At 59.6% G+C, this 21637-nt stretch carries 20 protein-coding genes; 7 read left to right on the forward strand and 13 right to left on the reverse strand.

Going from position 1 to position 21637, the window contains the following annotated elements; all coding sequences use genetic code 11:
• Nucleotides 1-25: 25 nt before the first annotated feature.
• The 3 genes from QQL64_RS17785 to QQL64_RS17795 are packed head-to-tail and all read right to left on the reverse strand — an operon-like array spanning nt 26 to nt 4252.
• Nucleotides 26-1528 (reverse strand): efflux transporter outer membrane subunit, encoded by a 1503-nt coding sequence (locus tag QQL64_RS17785; protein ID WP_284402042.1) that lies wholly within the window; start codon nt 1526-1528, stop codon nt 26-28.
• A gap of 11 nt (nt 1529-1539) precedes the next feature.
• Nucleotides 1540-3120, reverse strand: coding sequence for an MDR family MFS transporter (locus QQL64_RS17790; protein WP_284402044.1), 1581 nt, complete (start codon nt 3118-3120; stop codon nt 1540-1542).
• Entirely contained in the window at nt 3113-4252 is a 1140-nt protein-coding gene (locus QQL64_RS17795; protein WP_284402046.1) for an HlyD family secretion protein, read from the reverse strand. The genes QQL64_RS17790 and QQL64_RS17795 overlap by 8 nt, the downstream gene beginning before the upstream one ends.
• Before the next feature lie 113 nt (nt 4253-4365).
• On the opposite strand from QQL64_RS17795, the gene QQL64_RS17800 reads away from it, so the two are divergent.
• Nucleotides 4366-5088: a CerR family C-terminal domain-containing protein gene (locus tag QQL64_RS17800; RefSeq protein ID WP_284402048.1), complete on the forward strand. Its 723-nt coding sequence runs from the start codon at nt 4366-4368 to the stop codon at nt 5086-5088.
• Between the two features lie 63 nt (nt 5089-5151).
• On the opposite strand, the gene QQL64_RS17805 is transcribed toward QQL64_RS17800, so the two are convergent.
• Nucleotides 5152-6537, reverse strand: a complete 1386-nt coding sequence (locus tag QQL64_RS17805; RefSeq protein WP_284402050.1) for a serine hydrolase domain-containing protein — start codon at nt 6535-6537, stop codon at nt 5152-5154.
• Between the two features lie 78 nt (nt 6538-6615).
• On the opposite strand from QQL64_RS17805, the gene QQL64_RS17810 reads away from it, so the two are divergent.
• The 3 genes from QQL64_RS17810 to QQL64_RS17820 all read left to right on the forward strand — a co-directional run bounded on the left by QQL64_RS17810 (nt 6616) and on the right by QQL64_RS17820 (nt 9717).
• Nucleotides 6616-7452, forward strand: a complete 837-nt coding sequence (locus tag QQL64_RS17810; protein ID WP_284402053.1) for an SAM-dependent methyltransferase — start codon at nt 6616-6618, stop codon at nt 7450-7452.
• A 121-nt stretch (nt 7453-7573) separates the two neighbouring features.
• Entirely contained in the window at nt 7574-7930 is a 357-nt protein-coding gene (locus QQL64_RS17815) for a hypothetical protein (protein ID WP_284402055.1), read from the forward strand.
• Nucleotides 7931-8001: 71 nt separating this feature from the next.
• Nucleotides 8002-9717 carry a tetratricopeptide repeat-containing diguanylate cyclase gene (locus QQL64_RS17820; protein WP_345782664.1) on the forward strand — a complete coding sequence of 572 codons (1716 nt, stop codon included), beginning with the start codon at nt 8002-8004 and terminating at the stop codon, nt 9715-9717.
• A 100-nt stretch (nt 9718-9817) separates the two neighbouring features.
• On the opposite strand, the gene QQL64_RS17825 is transcribed toward QQL64_RS17820, so the two are convergent.
• Together QQL64_RS17825 and QQL64_RS17830 are read right to left on the reverse strand one after the other, a co-directional pair.
• A complete protein-coding gene (locus tag QQL64_RS17825; protein ID WP_284402056.1) occupies nt 9818-10228 on the reverse strand; it encodes a VOC family protein in 411 nt (136 codons plus the stop codon).
• 35 nt (nt 10229-10263) lie between these two features.
• Entirely contained in the window at nt 10264-10713 is a 450-nt protein-coding gene (locus tag QQL64_RS17830) for a helix-turn-helix transcriptional regulator (RefSeq protein WP_284402057.1), read from the reverse strand.
• A 102-nt stretch (nt 10714-10815) separates the two neighbouring features.
• Here QQL64_RS17830 and QQL64_RS17835 point away from each other — a divergent pair, with 102 nt between their 5' ends.
• Nucleotides 10816-11949, forward strand: a complete 1134-nt coding sequence (locus QQL64_RS17835) for an acyltransferase family protein (RefSeq protein WP_284402059.1) — start codon at nt 10816-10818, stop codon at nt 11947-11949.
• Here QQL64_RS17835 and QQL64_RS17840 read toward each other — a convergent pair.
• From QQL64_RS17840 to QQL64_RS17860, 5 genes are all read right to left on the reverse strand, one after another.
• Entirely contained in the window at nt 11914-13290 is a 1377-nt protein-coding gene (locus QQL64_RS17840; RefSeq protein WP_284402060.1) for a hypothetical protein, read from the reverse strand. The two genes, QQL64_RS17835 and QQL64_RS17840, sit on opposite strands and share 36 nt — an antisense overlap.
• 164 nt (nt 13291-13454) lie before the next feature.
• Nucleotides 13455-14057: a hypothetical protein gene (locus QQL64_RS17845; RefSeq protein ID WP_284402062.1), complete on the reverse strand. Its 603-nt coding sequence runs from the start codon at nt 14055-14057 to the stop codon at nt 13455-13457.
• Nucleotides 14058-14158: 101 nt separating this feature from the next.
• Complete coding sequence (locus QQL64_RS17850) at nt 14159-14677, reverse strand: Dps family protein (RefSeq protein ID WP_284402064.1); 519 nt, start codon at nt 14675-14677, stop codon at nt 14159-14161.
• A 152-nt stretch (nt 14678-14829) separates the two neighbouring features.
• On the reverse strand, nt 14830-16257 hold the full coding sequence (locus tag QQL64_RS17855; protein WP_284402065.1) for a nitrilase-related carbon-nitrogen hydrolase: 1428 nt from the start codon (nt 16255-16257) through the stop codon (nt 14830-14832).
• Nucleotides 16241-16822: a TetR/AcrR family transcriptional regulator gene (locus tag QQL64_RS17860; protein WP_284402068.1), complete on the reverse strand. Its 582-nt coding sequence runs from the start codon at nt 16820-16822 to the stop codon at nt 16241-16243. The genes QQL64_RS17855 and QQL64_RS17860 overlap by 17 nt, the downstream gene beginning before the upstream one ends.
• Before the next feature lie 272 nt (nt 16823-17094).
• On the opposite strand from QQL64_RS17860, the gene QQL64_RS17865 reads away from it, so the two are divergent.
• A complete protein-coding gene (locus QQL64_RS17865; RefSeq protein WP_284402070.1) occupies nt 17095-19182 on the forward strand; it encodes a phosphocholine-specific phospholipase C in 2088 nt (695 codons plus the stop codon).
• A gap of 100 nt (nt 19183-19282) precedes the next feature.
• On the opposite strand, the gene QQL64_RS17870 is transcribed toward QQL64_RS17865, so the two are convergent.
• The gene (locus QQL64_RS17870; protein WP_284402071.1) at nt 19283-19699 is read right to left on the reverse strand and encodes a GFA family protein; all 417 of its coding nucleotides are present in this window, start codon (nt 19697-19699) and stop codon (nt 19283-19285) included.
• 79 nt (nt 19700-19778) lie between these two features.
• On the reverse strand, nt 19779-20324 hold the full coding sequence (locus tag QQL64_RS17875) for a nuclear transport factor 2 family protein (RefSeq protein ID WP_284402073.1): 546 nt from the start codon (nt 20322-20324) through the stop codon (nt 19779-19781).
• A gap of 544 nt (nt 20325-20868) precedes the next feature.
• On the opposite strand from QQL64_RS17875, the gene QQL64_RS17880 reads away from it, so the two are divergent.
• Entirely contained in the window at nt 20869-21444 is a 576-nt protein-coding gene (locus QQL64_RS17880) for a glycine zipper 2TM domain-containing protein (protein ID WP_284402074.1), read from the forward strand.
• Nucleotides 21445-21637 lie beyond the last annotated feature (193 nt).

Genomic DNA, 21637 nt, shown 5'->3' on the forward strand with positions numbered 1-21637 from the left:
GAGTACCAATCCATAGCCGATACGCTCACTGAGTCCGCGGAACCCAGCCTAGCCCCAGGCTCTTCTGCAGCGACACGAAATCCTTCAGCAGGTCGGCCTGCCCTTCGACGAGATTCTGTTGCGCGGTAAATTGCACGCGTTGCGTGTCCAGCAGATCGATCATCGAAGACGCACCTGCTTCGTAACGCTGGCGCATCAGCGTCGCGGAACGATCGGCGGATGCGTCGATCTGCTGCAATCGCGCGACGCTATCGCGCTGATGACCGTAGCGGGACAGCGCAGTATTGGCATCTTGCAAAGCGGCGAGCACGGTCTGCGAATAGCGGGCGATCGCCTCGTCTCGGCTCGCCTCGGCCTGACGGATGCTGCCGCGCGTGCGCCCGAAATCGAGTACATCCCATTGCAGGTAAGGCACGCCCAACCAAGTGAGCGCGCTTTTCCGCGTCAGATGTCCGGGGTCGGCGGCGTTGGAGCCGATGAAACCCAGCATCGTCACCTTGGGAAACAGGTCGGCGGTGTGTTCGCCGATCTGCGCATTGCTCGAGGCAAGCCGCCGTTCGGCAGCGCGGATATCCGGCCGCTGCTGCAGCATCGTCGCCGGATCGTCGATGGGCACCGTCGTCGGTAACGCGGGCAAAGGCGTGGGTGCCGACAGTTCGCGATCCAATGCACCGGGAGCCTGGCCGGTGAGCATGGCAAGCTGGTCCAGCGATTCGGTGACCTGCTCGTCGAGCGGAATCAGTGTGGCGCGAGTGTTTTCGACTTGCGTGCTCTGTCGTTCGACATCCGCATCGGTGCCGACACCGCGTGCGCGGCGCTGCTGGATCAGCGTGAGTGTCTGCTGTTCGAGTTCGGCTGATTGGTTGGCCAACGCGAGACGCTGCTGCTGATCGCGCAGACCGATGTACGCCTGGGCTACTTCAGCGGCCAGCGATACCTGAGTATCGGCGAGATCTGCATCGACCGCTTCGGCCTGCGCGGATGCCGCCTCGACGGCGCGGCGCGTTCCGCCGAACAAGTCGATTTCCCAAGAGGCGTCGAAGCCCGCGGTATACAGCTGCAGCGGACCGCGCCCTTGCGAAGCGTTCGCAGTCTGGCCTGTCGACGCAGCGTTGCCGCTCGTTTGCTGTGATGTCTGCAGACTGGACAAGTCCGGCTTACGCATACGCAGCGCTGCCGCATCGGCCGAGACCTTCGGCAGAGCTTCAGCTCGCTGCTGTTGCAGCTGCGCACGCGATTCGCGCAAGCGCGCCTGCGCCGCCTGCAGGTCCTGGTTATGCGCCAGCGCCGCATCGATCAGCGCATCCAGCTGCGGATCGCCCAACGTGCTCCACCATCTGCTCGGCGCATGCGTCGATGCGGTGCCGGCGGCCGGCGCACGCACGAAAGCATTCGCATGCACGGCGTTATTTGCCACCTCCGGCGCGCCACGATAATCGGGTCCCACGGTACAACCCGACAGTGCCGCGATCGAGGCGATCAACGCGACCCGCAGGACACGCGAGGAGCATGACTCGTACGTAGACATAACGAACATCCTTAATGGCCCTCGGCCGCCGGCGCGTGATAGCGCGGCGTCTTCAGCAGCAGCGCAAGCGGTATGCAGCACGCCAATGCAATGGCGAGTATGTAAAAGGTTTCCGAAAAGGTGATCACCATGGCTTGCTGCTGGATCTGCGCGGCGAGCTGACCGAGCGCACGCATCTTCGAATACGCCATGTCACCGGTACGCGCGAACCAATTGGCCGCGTAGGCGGCGAGTCGGTCCTGGCCAAGCAGCGAATTGGCAGTCAGCGACTCGCGAATCGACGCCACATGAAATGTATTGCGCCGGTCGATCACCGTACCGATGATCGCCAGGCCGATCGAGCCGCCGAGATTGCGCGCCATGTTGTAGACGCCGGCCGCGTCACCCGCTTCCTCGCGCGATACGGCTGCCATCGAGGCTTGATTCAACGGCATGAACACCAGCATCTGGCCTGAGCCGCGAATCAGCTGTGACCATAAGAAATCGTGACCGACGCTTTGCGCAGTCAGGTGAATATCCAACATACAGCTCACGACGAAACACAGCAGACCGATGATGGCCAGTATTCGAAAATCGACCCTGCCAAGTAGTCGCGGCAGTATTGGCATGACCAGGAAGGCCGGCAGGCCGGACATCAGCATGATCCAACCGGACTGTTCCGCGTTGTATCCCGCGATCAGGCCGAGAAATTGCGGTATCAAATAGATCACCGAATAGAACACGCCACCGACGACCGTCACGATGATGATGACGCTGGCGTAACGCGGATTTCGCAGCAGGCTCAAGCGCATCACCGGCTTTTTGGCGGTGAATTGCGAGATCGCAATCAACAGCATGCCTGCTAGCGATAGCAGGCTGAGCCAGACAATCATGTTGGATTCGAACCAGCGTTCGCGCTGCCCCTCTTCCAGCACGACCGTCAATGAGCTGAGGCCGGCCGAGAGGCCGACGATGCCCACCCAATCGGCCTGCTTCACTGCATCCCAATGCGGTCGATCCGATGGAAGACCGATCAACAACAACGCGATCAACCCCATGCACACTGGCAGGTTGATGAAAAAGCACCAGCTCCAACTGATGTTTTCCGTGAGCCAGCCGCCCAGCACGGGACCGAGCAAGGGACCCAGCAGCACGATCAAGCCAAAGATCGTCATGCCGACCGGCAACTGCGACATGGGCAAACGACTGCGAATGATGGTCTGGCCGGTTGGAATCATCGCTCCACCGGTCAGACCCTGACCGATGCGGCCGATCACCATCGCCGTCAACGTATGCGACACGCCGCACATCATCGAAAACAGAATGAACAGGATGGAACCGCCAAGCAAAAAATTGCGCAGGCCGAAGACTCGCGTCAACCACGCGGCAAGTGGAATGATCACGATCTCCGACATCAGATAGCCGGTCGAAATCCAGGTGCCCTCGGTGCCGGTGGCACCGATTTCGCCCTGGATTTGTGGCAGTGCCGAATTGGTAATGGAGATGTCGAGCGTGGCCATCAGTGCGCCGAGCGCACCCGCCGCCACCGCGGTCCAGTCCGCTACGCTGGCACGTTCGGGATGGCTGGCCGGCAGGGCGGCCGTCTCAGCCATGACCGTTTGCTGCCGTCGTCGGTTGCGGATGATCGCTCGCCGAGCGCGTGTCCACCTCCACCGTCACCGACAAGCCGGGTAACAGCAACTTGCGGGTTTGCTCATCGGTATCGAGGCGGATCCGCACGGGTACGCGCTGCACGATCTTGGTGAAGTTGCCGGTCGCATTCTCCGGCGGTAGCAGCGCGAATTGCGAACCGGTGCCCGGCGCGAAACTGTCGACCACGCCGTGCAGATCCGCATCAGGCAGTGCATCGACATGCACGCTCGCATGCTGGCCCGCGCGCATCCGGCCGACCTGGGTTTCTTTGAAGTTGGCGGTGAGATACACGCTCTGCACCGGTACCACCGTCATCATGCGCGTACCGGGTTGCGCATACTGCCCGACACGTACCATGCGGTCGCCCACGCGTCCTGCCAACGTACTGCGAACCAAGGTGTCCTGCAGATCGAGTCGCGACTGCTGCGCAGACGCTTGCGCCGCCTCCAGCTGTGCGTGGGCCTGGGCGATTTGCGCGGTCAGGTCGGCAATTCTCGCCTGCGCCTGGTCGACGGCGGCGGTGTCTGCGGCCAGCGTCGCGCGGGCTTGATCGCGATTGCTGACCAGCACCGATAGCTGGTCGCCGCTCTCGGCACCCGTTTTGGCCAGCGGTCCGTAGCGACGCACTTCGTCTTCGGCGTGGCTGCTGCTGATCTGGGCGGCCTGCTGTTGCGCCTTGGCCTGTTCGATGGCGGCACGCTGCTGCTGAATGCCTGCCTGCGCACGCAAGATGTCGGCCTGGCGGGCATCGACCGTCGCCTGAGCTTGATCCAGCGCGGCCTGGTATTGGCGACTGTCGAGGCGCACCAACGGATCGCCCGCGTTCACCGCCACGTTGTCGCCGACGTAGACGTCGGTGACATAGCCGCTGACTTTGGGCGCGATCGTGACGCTGTCGGCCTGCAGATACGCATCGTCGGTGCTCTGCATAAAGCGGCCGACCAGCCACCAGTAGGCCGTGGCCAGCACGGCGGCAATGATCGCCAGCATGCCGATCGGCAGCAGGAACTGACGTGCTTTCGACCGGCGTGCCGGCGGAACGGCGGAATCTTTCGATGCGGCGCCTGATGGTGATCCGGTGGGAGCGGGCATGCCTAGTCGTCCAGAATTATTCCAAGTGGAATATTTATTCCGATTGGAATACATTTGTCAAATGTTATCTTTGCCAGCGTGAGCAGAACAGATCGACGCATGAGAGCCAGCGCATGAATCAGACCAGGCGCCCGCGCCGCCCGCCGGACGGCGGTTATGCACGCGGTGACGAAACACGCCAGCGGATCATCGCCGCGGCAGTGACCTTGTTCGGCGAGCACGGCTTCGCCGGTGCATCGACGCGCGATATCGCCGCCGCCGCCGGGGTCAACGCACCCGCGCTGCAGTACTACTTCGAAAACAAGGAAGGGCTCTACCAGGCCTGCGCCGAATACATCACGAACGATCTCAAGGCCCGTTTCGCACCGGTGATGCGACAGGCCAACGATGTATTGAAAAGCGATGGCGACACGGACGCATTGATCGATGCGTACTTGGGCATCCACGAAGTGACGATGGACTGCGTACTCCTGCAACCCTATGCATCGAAAAAACGTCTCTTCGTCGCGAGGGAACTCGCCGACGAGGAACCCGACGTGGCGTCCAAGCTACTGCATCAGCGACTGAAGAAGCCGCTGAACAAGCTGATATTGACGTTGCTTTCGCGCATCATGGGCACCAGCCCCAACGATTCGGTAACCCGCATCCGGATGCTTACGCTGAAAGGCCAGATCATGCCTTTCTATCATCCGCCCGGCGCTTGCCTCGATTTGCTTGGATGGAAAGAAATCGATGCCGCCAAAGGCGCGCTGCTCAAGGCAACCGTGCTGGCGCAGACACGCACCTTGCTGGATAGCTGGCGTGTCGGCCCAGGTGCCCACCGGTCCGCGCCATAACGCAATTGCCAGGAAGCACAAACGAAAGGCTGGCCTGCATCGCAACACTACGACGTCGGGAGCTTATTTAATGGCCGTAGATACGTCGGCAACGAGGCGTACGAGTCCCTTGATATCGTAATTCGGTGGATCGACCGTGGTGCCGAGCCTGACGATCACCAGATGCTTCGCGGGTACGATCACGATGCGCTGTCCTTGTGCACCCGACGCCATGTAGGCATCTGGCGGCATCCCTTCGATACGGGCTTGGGTGTCGCCCTTGGCCGCCACATTGGTCCAAAAACCGGAGCCGTAGGGACTATCGAGTGTCGGGCTGCTCGAATAAGTGTCCCACTGCGCAGGTAGGATGCGTTGACCGTTCACCGTGCCGCCATCGAGATACAGCTGCCCGAAACGGGCCCAGTCACGAGCAGACGCATATATGCGCGTCGAGCCAATCAAGGTTTGCGCGCTATCGAATTCCATCAGCACGTGGCGCATGCCGATCGGATCGAACAATTCCTTGTGCGCGAAACGGATCAGTCCCGGTGCGCCACCACTCACCTTGTCGCGTATCACACCCGCCACTAGCAAGGTATTGCCGCTGCTGTATTCCCATGTCTGACCAGGCGTGGCCTTCAGCGGCGCCTGCGCCGCGTAGGAAGCCATGTCATGCATCCTGAAAAGCATGATGGATACCGGATCGAATCCGTTGTCTTCTTCGGCGAGGGAAAGGCCCGATGTCATCCGCATGAGTTGATCGAGCGTGATGCCGTGGCGCGGGTCGCCCGAGTCTTTCCAAGCCGCGATTGGTGCTGGTGCGTGGATATCGAGCTCGCCCTTCCTAACCAGGATGCCCACCAGCGCATTGACGACGGATTTGCTGACGGAAAAACCTATTTGCGGTGTGTCAGGGCCGAATCCTTCGGCGTACTGCTCGGCAACGATGTTTCCGTCATGCAAAATCACGATCGCATGGGTATGGCGGAGCGGGCCGGTCGCCGGCTCCTCGAACGCACGTGCCAGTGCGTCGCGGATGAGAGGATCACTAGGGTTTACAACGGCTTCGGTCTCGGCTGGACCTGCTGCACCGCTGGCAGCCTGCAAGGTGCTGGCATCCGGTGTTTGCCAGGCTAGCGCGCAACCGTAGTTAGGGTAGTAGGTTGCGACATTTTCAAACCTTCCATGCCAGTCGGTGGTGATGCGGCGATGCACGCGATCCACTGAATAGTGCAAGTGCGGCAACAGCAGGGCCAAGCCCTTGTCTGCGGCGTAGTTCTCGGCGAAAACGCGATCCGGCGCGAGTCCCGACACAAAAACACCGGAACAGAGCACGTCGGAAACACTGGCCGTCGCCACGCGAATCGCATGATCCGGGCGCTTCCAGAGGCCCAGTCCCGCAAGGGCAAGTAACACGGCCACGACGATGCAAAGCAACCAGGCTCCGATCGACTTCTTCGATATGGACACGAATTTCCCCTTTTCGGCTGCTGGATGTACGTTTCCCGGTACACGCCGCAACCCCAGAAACTACCCTACTATCACGCGATGACGACATCTCCTTTACCGCAACCCAAAGACGCCCATCGCGGCAGCCTGGCCTGCGTCGGCATGGGCATGACCCTGGGCTCGCACCTCACGCCGCTGGCACGTAGTCATATCGAACAGGCGGACGTGGTATTCGCGGGGCTTTCCGACGGCATCGTGGAGATGTGGCTGCACCGCATGCACCCGGATGTACGCAGCCTTCAGCCCTACTACCAGGAAGGCAAGTCGCGCATGAAGACCTACCGGCAGTGGGTCGAGCTGATCATGACCGAGGTGCGCGCGGGCAAGCGCGTCTGCGGGGTGTTTTACGGCCACCCCGGGATCTTTGCGTGGTCGCCGCACAAGGCTATCGAGACGGCGCGCGCGGAAGGCTTCGAGGCGCATATGGAGCCAGGCATTTCGGCCGAGGACTGCCTCTACGCCGATCTGGGGATCGACCCCGGCCGCTTCGGCTGCCAGCACTTCGAGGCCAGTCAGCTGCTTTTCTATGAGCGGCGCATCGATCCCGCCGGCTATCTGGTGCTGTGGCAGGTCGGCCTGGTGGGTGATCGCTCGCTGGGGCGCTTCCAGACCGGGCCGGCGTACCGGCAGGTCCTGGTGGACCTGCTCAGCCAGGACTACCCCCTCGACCATGAGGTGATCATTTATCGAGGAGCAACGCTGCCGATCGAGAAGCCGCGCGTCCGTCGCGTCGCCCTGCGCGATCTGCCCCATGTACCGTTGACCGCGGAGGAAACGGTGGTGTTACCCCCGAGCCAACCCCTAAAACTAAACCTTGCCCTGCAAGCGCGGTTGGACGCATTGGACAAGCTGGAGAAGGCAAACACCGTCGCGTAAGGTAAGGGCCGCCATAGGGGTGATCTTCATGCCACGGCCGGCTCGGGGAAAAGCAGCTTCGCCAGCACTTCGCACTATCAAGAAGTACGGATGACGGCCGTCATCAAGTTTTATCAAGCTGATGAGCACATGGCATCGCTATACCGGCTTCTTCAAACTGCTGCATGACCATCAAGGAAAACAGGGGAATCACATGACAGACACGATTGATTTGCTGGAGGCCATCGGCCGAGACGCCTCGCTGCGTCATGCATCGACCGAGGAACTGACCGCCATGCTCGAAAAGGCACAGGCTCCCGAAGCGCTCACCGTCGCGGTGGCATCCGGCGATAGCTCGCAGTTGTCCAAGGAGCTTGGATGCCCGACGTGTGAACCGCCGCAGTCCACCCAGACGCCCGGTCACGAAGAAGAGCCGGCAGAGGAAGAGCCGCTCGAAACCCCGGCGCCTGACAAAAGCAAGACGCCCTCCAAACAATAAGCGACATTGACATGCCTGGGCTGCCGAGCCGCATCTGGCCATGGCCCGCAATCGCGGCTATGGCTTGGTGCGTGCTCGTGCAGCCCGGCCATGCCGCTGCACCGGTTACGAATCCAGCCCAATTCCTCGACCAGACCGAGAGGCTGCGCACGGTAGATCACCCGCGTTTCGTCCAAATGCTGGAACAGATCCACCACGAAGCACCCCGCCTGACGACCGACGAGCAATGGCATCTGCGTTATCTGGATGCATGGGAAACGATGTTCGAGGGTAACTACGCCACGTCCGAGGCCGAGCTTCGCGACGTGATCGATCACTCCGGTGACGAGACCCTGGCTGCCAAGGCATCGGCGCAGCTCTTGAACAATCTGGCGACCAACCGACGCTACGAGGAGGCCTTCGCGCTTGCCAATCGCGTGGCGTCCAGTCTGCCCCAGGTCAAGGATCCGCTGGTGCGCTACACGCTCCTGACGGGCCTGTCGCAGATGCTCGACTTTGCTGGTCAAACCGATTTGGCCATCCAATACGCACGCATGGCGGAGGACGCGGTTCCTCCTGGCGAGAACTTATGTCGCCCCTTGTCCATGCAAGCCGCGGCGCTCTACAACGGCAAACGGCTGACATCCGCCAGCCCGGAACTGCAACGAGCCATCGATGCCTGCGTAGCCGTCGGGGATCCGGTCTTCGCCAATGCCATGTGGCTGACTTTAGGCAGCCTCTATCTGGACGAAAACCAACCCGTCAAGGCGATGGCACTGCTCGATCGGATCGCCCCGGGTATCCGTGCCAACCACTACTACCCGCACATGCTCTCCGCACAGGTGGAGCTCGCGCAGGCCTACGCCAAACTAGGCAACGACAACGACGCCCGGAAAGCAGCCCTCGCCGCCGTGGCCATGAGCCACACGGGCGACATCAGCGAGTGGCTGATGGTGGCCTACGACGTGCTTTACCAAGTCGAGAAGAGGCAAGGCCATGGTGCCGCCGCACTCTCGTACTACGAGCACTACGTCACCCAGGACAAAGGCAATCTCAATGACGTCAGTGCCAGGGCGCTGGCCTACGAGGTGGCCCAGCAGCAGATGCTTGTCCAGAAATTCGAAACGGAAAAGCTGAGCAAGCAGAACAGCATCCTGCAATTGCAGCAGGCATTGGACACCAAGGCGGTCGAGGCCGGTCGGCTCTATATCGCCCTGCTGCTGGTGGTGCTGGCATCGGTCATTTTCTGGCTGTACCGGCTGAAGCTCTCGCAGCTTCGCTTCAAGAAGTTGTCTCATCAAGACGGACTCACCGGCATCTTCAATCATCAGCACTTCATCACGGAGGCCGATCGGGTCCTGCGCGTATTGGAGAAAAAGCTTGGCCTAGCTTGCCTGGTATCGATCGACCTGGATCACTTCAAACAGGTCAACGATACCCACGGTCACGCCATCGGGGATGTCGCGTTGAAACATATCGTCGTCATCTGCCAACAACACCTGCGCCCAACGGATTTGTTCGGCCGCCTGGGTGGTGAGGAGTTCGGCATGCTGCTGCTCGAGTGCTCACGCAACCAAGGCGTTGCCATCGCCAATCGCATCCGGTTAGCTATTGAAGCGACGCCCGTCGAGACAGACGGGCGTGTCCTATCGCTGTCCGCCAGCGTTGGCGTGGCCTCCACCGATGCCTTCGGCTACGGGTTGCAACGATTGTGCAGAGAAGCGGATGCCGCCCTCTATCGGGCTAAACGCACCGGGCGCAATCGTGTCATTGCCGATACCGAAAACGACGATTTCGTCGAAGCCTGAAGCGGGAGAGCGCATCGTAGTTATCGGCGACACGCAGTGCAGGTGACTGCGTGTCTTTCCCGGTGGCCTCGCTCATCGTGACGCCACGCCGCCGAATGGCTCAGCGCAGTTGCTGGATACGGATCATGTTGCCTGCGGGATCGCGGACAGCGCAGTCGCGAACGCCATACGGCTGATCGGTTGGCTCTTGAACGATATCGGCGTCGCGGGCCTGCAGCTGCTCGAAGGCACCTGCGAGGTCCTTGGTGGCCAGCAGGATGATGCCGAAGGTGCCCTTGGCCATCATCTCGGCGATGGTGCGTTGTTCGTCGCCGGTGATGCCGGGGCTGGCGTCCGGCGGATACAGGACGATGGAAATGCCTGGCTGACCCGCCGGGCCGACCGTGATCCAGCGCTTCCCGCCGTATCCGACGTCGTTGCGGACCTCGAAGCCGAGGGTGTCGCGATAGAAGGCCAAAGCGGCGTCCGGGTCGTTCTGCGCGAGGAAGCTGGAGTGAATGGTGATGTCCATGGTGTCTCTCTCAGTGGTGGTGAAGTCCATGGCGATCAGTCTATTTCCGGCTCGGTGGGTGGCGCTTCTCGATTCCTGACCGGTCGTGTCACTTGTTTCGCCATGCACGACGGGATCCCCAACGCTGCCTGCGACTCCTGGCGCCGATAGGTGCCGGGCGACATGCCGACCAGCTCGGTAAAGCGTGTGGTGAAGGTGCCCAGCGATGCGCAGCCGACCTCGAAACAGACCTCGGTAACGCTGAGGTCGCCACGACGCAGCAACGCCATCGCGCGCTCGATGCGTCGCGTCATCAGATAGGAGTAAGGCGACTCGCCATAAGCGAGCCGGAACTGGCGACTGAGGTGACCGGCTGACATATGCACACCACGGGCCAGCGACTCGACGTCCAGCGGTTGCGCGTACTCCCGGTCGATCCGATCGCGAACGCGGCGCAGTCGTGCGAGATCGCGCAAATATTGCGCGGAGTCGGTTTTGTTGGTCATTGGCATGATCGTTTCACGTCGCACCGAAGTGCTCAAGCCCGTTGACGCGATGTATCCGGTGCCCGCTCAACCAAATGAGGCGCAAGCGGGCACTCACGACAGATGGCAGTGCGACAGAACAAGCTGGCATGGGTACAGGCGCTGCGGGGAGCCGCGGCGTTCATGGTCGTGATGGTCCACAGCCGCAGTGTGCTTATGGATACTGCGGCGGGCAAAGTCGTTGCCAATCATGTCCTGTTGCCGATGGGCATGGGCGTCGATCTATTTTTCATCATCAGCGGTTTTCTGATGGTGTTCACCAGCCAGGACTTCGACGGTACCAAGGCTTACGCCTGGCGGTTCATGGCCAAGCGGGCAGCCAGAATATGGCCTCTGTTCGCGGTGGTGACGCCCGTCGCGCTCGTGGTGGAACACGGCATACATGGTTTCCTCGATCCTTCTATCCTGCTTCCCTATCTGGAAGGGCTGGCCTTCATTCCGCACGATCCGAGTGCGTCTGGCATTTATTTTCAGATGGCCGTCGGCGTGGCCTGGACGCTGTGCTTCGAGTGTTATTTCTATCTGCTGTTCGCCGCGTGCATGCTGTTCGGACGGTGGCGCTACGTCGCCATGGCCGCATGGTTTGCCTTGACCTTGGTGGTTATTCCGCTCATTCGCGGCAACTACAACTTGAACGTGGCCTCCCAATCGTTAGTGGAGTGGTCCAGGTATGCAAACCTCGCTATCAATCCCATCGTGTGGGATTTCGTTGTCGGCATGCTCGGTGGGTGGCTCTACGTCTCTGACTTCAAGATCGAACGGATTGGGACGATCTACGCCATGGTGATGGTGTCAGGGCTGCTGCTGTCGATCGGATGGAATCGCCTGGGCATGGTGAATTTCTTTGGTCCACACGGCTGGGCAGCGCCAATGACCATCCTATTCTTCGGTGCCGTCATGCTTGCGAAGATCGGTGCGATCAACGTGCCCGCTTGGTCTGTGTGGCTGGGAGATATTTCTTACTCGCTCTATCTGGTTCATGTTTACGTGTTTGAAATCCTGCAGCGCGTTGCCGGTGCCATTCCTATGAATCACGACACGTCCAATGCAGTGCTTTTTATCATCCGCCCTGTCGCTGCGGTGATCTGTGCCTGGGTGACGTTCCGTTACGTCGAAGCACCCCTTTCCACCCTTGCGCGCAAACTCCTTGGGCTTTCAAACTCAGTAAGACAACGAAAGCGAACTCATCCAGGTTAAAGCTGCCGGCTGTTTCGGCGACGGAATGGGGTTGACCGTATAACTGAGCTGATTGGACAGATAAACGCCACGCGTCAAACGGTGGACGTAGGACAGCGCGTAGTTACGGCTGAAGTCCACCGCGGTGAAACCACTTGCCTGTCGCATGCGTTGAAAGGAGCCGCTCAATTGATTGAAGGTATAGCCCAGCGCCAACACGTCATAAGGCTGTCCAAAAGGACCTAATACGTAGAACGTAGTGCCAATATCCCCGCTATAGACGTTTCGATCGGGCGGCGCATAGTCGGCCTTCACATTGATGTAGAACCCGCGGAACGGTTGCATGGCATCGGTTGGGATCAACTGATAGTCGCCCACCAGATAGTAGGCATAGTTGCCATCGCTATATCCACCATGGAAGTTGGGAAAGCGGCTTTCGTTATAGATCACACCCTGACGTATCCACGTCATTCTTTGCTGAGGAGCGGGATCGATCTGGTAGCCAAGCTCATTGATATAAAGCGCCTCGGCACCGGGAATATGCCACTTCAGCCCCCAGAAATTATTACTGTCCCAATCCGCTTGGGGTCCGTTGGGATCCACGCTACGCGTGACGCCGAAACGCTCGTAAAAGTGTTTGCTCGCCGAAGCCAAGCGTAGATTGACCTCGGGCGCCGACTTGTTAAAGATAAATCCGACTTCGTATGGGATGGAACTTCCGACACCCGCCGGCGATGTCGTCGAATTGGTTCCTAGGGAAAAGCCGTAAAATTGGTTTCCTAGTTCGTCATAACCATATTGCAGCTGCTGCCGCCCATCGTTGAAACGTTGATTGACGTAAAGGCTGTTGATGGCGAAGCCGGTCGGATTCTCCTGTTTGTAGGAGAACGCTTGCACATTCGCGTTGAACACCAACTGCGATGCTCCAGCGAAACCCATGCGGGATAAATCGTAGGTGACATAGATGAACGTGTTAGCCCGATACGTGGGATCTTGTCCAATATAAAGTTGGGGGCGGGCGCCATGATTCAACAAATCGAAAGTGCCGCCCAGGTAAACGCCACCTTCAATCATCCAGCCGCTGTCAGCCAGTTTGCCGCGAGATCCGCCTAGTCCAGGCGACAAGGTTTCGCAGGTGCTGATCGAAGGGTTCGTCGTACCCTGCGGCTGCAAAGTGTCGTAACGATGGCAACGAGCGGCATCGGTATCGCCGTTTGCATCGGAGGAGTCCGCCAAGGATTGATACTCGGCGTGCGCATCATCGCAAATTGCCGAGAAAGCGATAAGCAAACTGCCTGCCAACACGAGCGCAGCACGGTAATCATTCTGAAACATAACAATTCGGCGCAACTGCGTACTCAAAGGGTGCAAAAGCACATCGCATTGATGTGGGAAACTTGGCCTCGTTCGCTACGGTAAATACGCCAGTGACCTATATACAGTGCCAGAAGGCATGCTCAGTTCAGCAAACCAGACTGCGCCTTGGCTCGAACGCGGACGTTCGCTGGTGGCGTAATGTCGCGAAGTCAGTTCTCGTTGGCGCCCGTTACAACCCGTTTGTAGTCACTGACCGTTGCGGTCTCCGCGGTGCCATGGTTGTAAGAGTTCGTGACCTCTTCGTGGATCGTGTTGTGATCCGCACTCATCGCGGCATGAATGACCGTGTGCACGTTCTCGCCATCGGCTTCGCTATCTAGCTCAACGGTCCACGTGTTTTTCTCAACTACCGTCGTAAATTCGGTGCAACCTTGCATGTTGTCGCACCACACGCTTTTGTAGGACTTCGCGTGAGGATCCCACCAGGCATAGCTTTGGCCAACGACGTTTCCACTGGTGCCTCGCGACCAAAAGTCCTGGACGATCGAGAAACCGCCCGGACCTTTCGTAATGGTCATCACGCCACGATCGATGCCCCCTTTGGGCGAACTCCTTCCGGGCTCTGTGCGAATGGTGACGTTCCATTTGCCGATCCGGGGGTAAAGCGCGGACATCTCTGGAGGCGGCATGCTCGTCGCCGTCGAGGCAAAGGCCGTCGACGTTTTATCGTCGACCGTAGCGGGACTGCTACCAGCTGCGACCACGCAAGGCATGGCGGACAAACAACAGAAGAGCACAATCGACATCTTCATAGGCCACCTCTTTGGACACGACAAAAGTGCCCGCTTCGGAAGCGGACACTCTCAGTTTGCCCATGACGCCGTCGAACGGCAGATTGTTGCCAAGCGAATACTCAGGTGGTGCGGCCGGATTCGAATAGAAACCAAACGCGGCGTTCCGCCTCATCGATCCAGTTTTCCAACAGGCTGGCGGTGGCGACATCGTTGTAGCGATCGCACAAGGCATGCGTTTCCCGCATGAAGGCGGCAAGGCGCGTATTGTCTTCGCGCAACTCGGCGAGCATGTCGGCCGGCGTGACGAAATCCGCGTCGTTGTCCGAGAGGCGCTGCAGCCGCGCGGCGTGGCCGATCGAACGCAAGGTAGTGCCACCGAGCTTTCGTACGCGTTCCGCGACGGGATCGATCGTGGCGTAGATTTCGTCGGATTGCTCATCCAGCAGCAGGTGGTAGTCCCTGAAATACGGCCCCGACATGTGCCAGTGAAAATTTTTGGTCTTCAAATAGATCGCGAAAATATCAGCGAGTAGCGCATTGAGTTCCGCCGAAATATCGCGTTGTGCGTCTTTGCCGAGCGCATTGGGTGTTTTCAACGGCGCATCGCGTCGTTGCTTGGCTTTGGTGACATTGACCATGGCATGCCTCTCTTGCAGGTGGGGGATGGGGCGAGAGATCCGAATCGCATCGAAGCGTTGGAACCTGTGACCATACGTCAGCAAGGCGATAACAGGCAACTACACAAGTTTTGGCGCCGATCATCGCAATAAACAGACATTGGCTCCGCTCATTACGTTGATGCCCGACGGGGCAGAAAGGCCAGCGCCAGACACGCCGCCAAGGCGATAAGATCCAACCACGCGAACCAGTCACCCCAACGCGCATACAGCGTGTGCGTTTCGCGTAGCGGCAGATCGCCCACCAGTTCGGCGTCATGCTTTTCGCTGGACGCTTCAGCCACGACGCGACCGCGATCGTCGCTCAAGGTAAGTCGTCCGGAACGGGCGGCGCGCGCGATCGCGAAACCGCTTTCCACGCCGCGCATGATCGCCATGCGGCTATGCAGCCAGCCGTCTATGTTGAAATCCCACGCGGGTACCAGCAGCAATTGGGTATCGCGCGCTGAATAGGCGTGGCCGATATCGTGGAAATCCATGTCCTTGCAGATCGCCAAGCCGATGCGCGGTGCGCCACCGAGCAAGGTATAGCTGTCACCCGGCGTGTACTGGCTTTCGAAGCCGGGGATCAGGTGATGTTTGTAGTAGGTTGCCGGCGACATGGCGCTCGGCTGGAACACCGTCAGCGTGTTGCGTTCGGCGTGGGGATCGCCTTTGAAGTCTATACCGAGGGCCACCGTGAGGTTACGCTGCTTCGCCAGCTCCGCGAATGCCGGAATGCTGGCATCGGTTGTCGCGAAAGATGTCTCCGGGATCAGCACGATCTGGGCGCCTGAGCTTGCGAGGCGATTGACGGCCGCGACATAACGCGCTTCCAGCACCTGGCCGTCTGCCTCGGTCAATGCGGGTCGGATCGGTTTCTCCAGCGATACCAGGCCGATGCGCATGGTTGCTGTGGCCGGCGTCTGCAGTCGCCAACCGCCGTAGGCGACAGTGGCGATCATCAACAACGCGGCGATCGCGCCCGTCCGGATGCGCGCACGTTTCGTGGCCTGCGGCGCAACCTGCACGGCGATGGCGGCCGGCAACAACAGCACCAGAAAGCCGATGCCCCAGAGGCCTGCGACGGCAGCGATCTGGATGATCGCCAACGCATCCATCTGCGTGTAACCGATATTGGCGAAGGTGCCGTGCGGCGAAAGTAGATTGTTGATGTATTCGACGGCGACCCATGCCGTCGGCATCGCCAGCGCCGCCGCTAGCGCACGGCCACATAGCAACAATCGCCGGTACAGCAGCACGCATAGCGCCAGCATGAGGCCGGGCGTACCGATGGCATACGCGATGAAGGGTATGGGCAGACCGAGGTACGAATGCAGATAGGCCCACTGATTGAGGCCGCCGACTGCGTACGCCGCGAACGCTGCCAACGCGGCCCAGGGCGCGCGAACACGCGGCGCGAGCCATAGCACCGGCAGCGGCGCGAGCCACGTCATCCAGCACACCGGTTGCAAGCCGCTACCGAACCACCAGATCAGCGCAGACAACGCCGTTGCTGCCAACCATGTCAGTGGCGCAAAACCATCAGGCTTTGATGCCATCGATCAATCTCCCTAACGATTGCAGGTAGAAGGCGCGAAACTGCGCCTCGTCGTAGCTGAAGCGGCCCGCGCGATAGAGGGCGATCAAGCCGTGTTGCTGCGCCCACAGCGTCATCATGACGTCGTATGGATCGTCCTGTTTCAGCACGCCCTGGGCCATGCCTTCGATCACCGCGTCGAGCCCGACGTTAAAGGTGGGTGAGCGACGCGCACGAAAATCTTCGGGATAACGTCGCGCGTCGTCACGGCGCACCGAAAAAGCGTGATCGAACAGGTGCGGATGCGCCAGCGCGTAATCCAGATAAGGCTCCCCCAGGGCCATCAGCCGCTGGAGCACGTCGGGGCTCCGCGAGTGCGCTTCCCATTCGTGTGCGACGGTGTTGAAGCTGTCGTCGGAGAGTCTCTTCAGCAGCGCTTCGCGGTTGGGGAAATGGCGATAGATCGCCATCGGCGTGATGCCCACCGCATCGGCCACACGGCGCATGGTCACGGCGTCGGCGCCCTCGCGATCGAACAGCCGATGAGCAGCCCGGAGAATTTTTTCGGCGGTGGTCAAACGAGTCATGTATACATCGTAGACACGACGGTATCTGCAATGCAATACCGCCAGGCGACCCCTTCGGACGATGCCTTCGGCCGTCGGCGAAGCGTCAAAAGTCACCTAAACGTAATACGTGCGTGACTTATGAAGCGCCTGCACGCGTCGTTTGTCATCACGCCATCGAATTGTGTGATGTGACATACACAACCCCATGGTTGGCGCATGGATGTCACTCGACTGAAACGCCTGAAACCTAAGTTGCAGAGCTTCCCCCGCGCTGCGACGAAGGACGTGTCATGACATCGATGAACCGCCGGCGATTCTTGCAACTCCTGGGCAGCACGACGCTTGCTTCCATGCTTCCTGCAAGCATCGCGCGCGCCTTGGAAATTCCCGCCCATCGCCGAACGGGTTCCATCGAGGATGTCGAGCACATCGTTGTGCTCATGCAGGAAAATCGTTCCTTCGATCATTACTTCGGCACGCTGCGTGGTGTGCGTGGGTTCGGCGATCCCCGCCCCGTCAATCTGCCTACGGGCAATACGGTGTGGCATCAGCCCGATGGCTCTAACTATGTGCTTCCCTTTCATCCCACCGCGCCGGATATGGGGCTGCAATTTCTGGAAGACCTCGCGCACGACTGGATCAGCACGCAGGCAGCGTGGAATCAGGGCCACTACGACCAATGGGTGCCAAACAAAGGCACGACGACGATGGCGTATCTCACGCGAGACGACATTCCATTCCATTACGCACTCGCCGACGCTTTCACCATCTGCGACGCGTACCACTGCTCGGTGATGGGACCGACGGACCCCAATCGGTACTACATGTGGACAGGCTGGGTCGGTAACGACGGTTCCGGCGGTGGTCCGGTGATCGATAACGCCGAAGCGGGCTATTCCTGGTCCACCTATCCGGAAGTGCTCGAAAAGGCGGGCATCTCCTGGAAGATTTATCAGGATATCGGCACAGGTCTGGATGCCAACGGTTACTGGGGTTGGACCGACGACGCCTATATAGGCAACTACGGCGACACCTCGCTGTTGTACTTCTTCCAATACCAGAACGCGCAGCCGGGCAGCCCGTTGTTCGAGAAGGCAAAGACGGGCACCAACATCGCCGTGAGCGGCACGCCGTTCGACGTGCTGCGCGAGGATGTGCTCAGCAACAACCTCCCACAGGTTTCCTGGATCGTTGCGCCCGAAGCCTATACCGAGCACCCGAACTGGCCGGCCAACTATGGCGCTTGGTACGTCTCCCAGGTGCTGGACGCGCTGACCAGCAACCCGGAGGTATTCAGCAAGACCGCGTTGTTTATCACCTTCGACGAGAACGACGGCTTTTTCGATCACATGGTGCCGCCGTGCGTGCCTCCATCCAGCTCGCAAGGGCAATCGACCGTAACGACGGTCAACGAAATTTTCCCGGGCAGCGCTTACTACCCGAGCGGCCCCTATGGCATGGGGCCACGCGTACCGATGATCGTGGTGTCGCCGTGGAGCAAGGGCGGTTGGGTTTGCTCGGAAGTGTTCGACCATACGTCGATCATTCGATTCATCGAGCGACGTTTCGAGTCGAGCTATCCCAATCTGCAAGAATCCAATATCACGGCGTGGCGTCGGACGGTGTCGGGCGATCTCACGTCCGCTTTCGATTTCTCGAAGCCCGACGGCAGCCGCCCGTCATTGCCCAGCACGGGCGCTTATGTTCCGCCCGATGACCAGCGTCATCCCGACTATTCGCCCACGCCTCCGGCACATCAAACGCTGCCGGACCAGGAACCGGGCCTGAGACTTGCCCGCGCCGTTCCCTACGAATTGCGGGCCACCGGACGGGCCGCTCAAGACGGGAATTTCTGGATCGACTTCGAAAACGCCGGACGCGCCGGCGCCTGCTTTCACGTGCGTTCGGCGAACGCATCGAGCGGCCCCTGGTATTACACGGTGGAAGCGGGCAAATCCCTTTCCGCCGCGTGGCCGACACCCGCGGCATACGACCTCTATGTGCATGGACCGAATGGTTTCTTCCGACACTTCAAGGGTGATCTCGCATCGCGCAAGACGACCTTGAAGATCGCCACGCGCTACCACCGTGATGAAGGCCATCTCGCGCTTTTATTGGCGAACGAAGGCAATGCGTATTGCAACGTGTCGATAGAGAACGCGTACAACGGCGAATCCATCGCGTACTTGCTGGCGCCTGGAGAACGCGCGGAGAAGAAGTGGCATCTCGGCGACAGCTACGGCTGGTATGACCTGATGGCACGCTCCGACGCCGAGAGCGGGTTTGTGCATCGGTTTGCCGGGCATGTGGAAACGGGAGCACCGAGCGTCAGCGATCCCGCTATGGCACAAGCGCGTTGGCGGAATGTGCAGAGCTGAAGGAACCAACCTATTCAGCGCATCCTTGCCCCGGCAAACGGCCAGCGGACGGCTGTCTCGGTATGTCGTCTCGTTGGGAAGTAGAAGCAATACCGCTACATCATCGTTTTGGCATACGCTCGAATGTCGGCAAGCCATCGGGAATCTGATGGAATGCCTGCTTATCGACGGTGAAAATGGCCATCTGCGGAGTGCCAAAAACGCTGGGATCGTCGAGCGTGCCGACTTTCAAAATGATCGCGTCCAAGCCTGGACGAAGCGTGGTCAAATGCGTACCGCATTCGGCGCAAAACTCCCGGGTCACCGGATGCTCAAGGTCGCTTCGCGCAAATCGCTTGGGCGTTCCCTTGGTGTAACTGAAACCATCCACCGGCATGAGTAGAAACATGTTCGGCGAACCGCCGCTGATGTACTGGCATTCGCGACAGTGGCATTGCGCTTTCAACATCGGCTTGCCTTCGGCCACATAGCGCACTGCACCGCAATAGCATCCGCCTTCCAGTTTCGTAGCGTTCATGAGTTAACCTCAAGGACTGCGCACGTTTTCGTTTGTTGCAATGTCTTCCTCAGCCGCTATTCAACTCGTCGACGTTTGATCATTTATTCGGCGGAAACCACACATTTTGAATCTTGCCGTCGCGCACTTCGTATACCGCGATGGCCTCGGGCTGACCTTTATCTGCCGGAAGACCTATCACGCGTTCATGGTCGACTACCGTTGGACCACTGGCGGCGCGTTGGATGATGGCAACACGGAAGTCCTTTGGCTCCCTCGCAAGAAATGCATAAGCCTTCTTTAAAGCGGACATACCCGTAATCGTCGGGCGTTTGCCGCTGAGATCGCTGATGGTGACGTTATCCGCGTAGCAGGCTGCAAACGCGTCAATATCGTGTGCGTTGTAAGCATCGACCTGCGCCTGGACAATCTGGATAGGATCGGCCGATTTATTGCCACAAGCCGCGGCCGACAAAGGCACCAGCATCAACAGTACGCATGTCGAAACGACCTGCATGAGCCTAGACATGGACTTCTCCAGTTCGGTGAACGGGATAGTGCCGCAAGCAGTAATGATTCGGCCATGGGAGACGTGCCGCATGACGGCGAGGCCATAGAAGGCGCACACTAACAGGTCAACAACCATGACCGGGAGAGCGACATGAGCAAGGGTATGGATTCAAAGAAGAGCGACAAGAAGAAGCCCGCCAAGACCATGAAAGAGAAGAAGGCGGCAAAGCAGGAAAAGAAAAAGAACAGCAAATAGCCGATGCCGATAAACATCGATGTGGCCAAAGCGAGCGCACGCGCGCTATGGGATCGGATCGGCCGGCATATAGAGGACATGGGCCTGTCGAAGCGGCTCGTACAATCGGGCCGCTATGCATGCTCCGGTGCCTCTCCGGCTTTCTGCACAACGAGTAGACGCTAGCGTTAAAAGTGCTGCACTAAGGGCTTTTCGTTCATCGCGATATGAATCGCGGCTGTCGGAGCAGGATGGCGTCCTGCCACCAGCGCACGATCTCATGACAAAGTACTCAATAGGCGTCGGAGCTATTTGGCATGCTCTAGGCTCGCGTTACGCACGCTTTCGCGTCCGGATTACGTAAGGTTGCTGTAAGTCTTGAGATCGCAAAAACAGCGAAACTCGGCGTACAGATGTTTGAGTAGACTCGAAACAGGAGGGATAGATGAAGAAGTTCGCGCGCCACGTGTTTTCTGTTGCGATCGCCGCAGCACTCACCGTGAATTTGGCAGCCTGCAACCAACAGGCCAGTGCAGACCCCTCGGCGGACGGTGGCCTTACGGCCGCGGCGCAGGCGGGCCCGCAATACGCCCAGGTCGTTAGCGTCACCCCCGTCAGGCACGCCGACGGCGATCGGCAGGTTTGCCAGGATGTAGTCGTCAACCACACCGAGCCGCCGAAAGATCAGCACCATATCGCGGGAACCGCGATCGGCGCAGTGGCGGGCGGTTTGCTCGGACACATGATCGGCCACGGCAAGGGCAATACGTTGGCGACCGTCGCCGGCGCGGTGGGCGGCGGATACGCCGGCAATCGTATCGAGGCGGCTCATCAGCACGATCAGGTGGTCCAGAGCACCGAGCACCAATGCAAGACCGTAAGCGGCTCCGGCGATCGAGTCGTCGCCTATGACGTGACCTATGTTTACAACGGTGTCCAGCGCACTACGCGTATGGATCACGACCCGGGCAACCGCGTCCAGGTGCAGGAAGGGACCACCGTCGTTTCCGACGCACGCTGATTACATCGACGCGCGTAGTCCGATCAGATAAGAAACAAGAAGCCCGCGCAACGCGGGCTTCTTGCTTTGTGCACTTAGGTAATGCGCGACAACGACAGCGATTGACGACTGTCTATATGGCTCTTTGACAACATACCTGAGTTTATTCTTAGCGAATGACGATTGCGCGTGTGAAATACCAAGAACGTCAGCA

Source organism: Dyella lipolytica (assembly GCF_030160075.1).
Lineage (GTDB): Bacteria > Pseudomonadota > Gammaproteobacteria > Xanthomonadales > Rhodanobacteraceae > Dyella_B > Dyella_B lipolytica.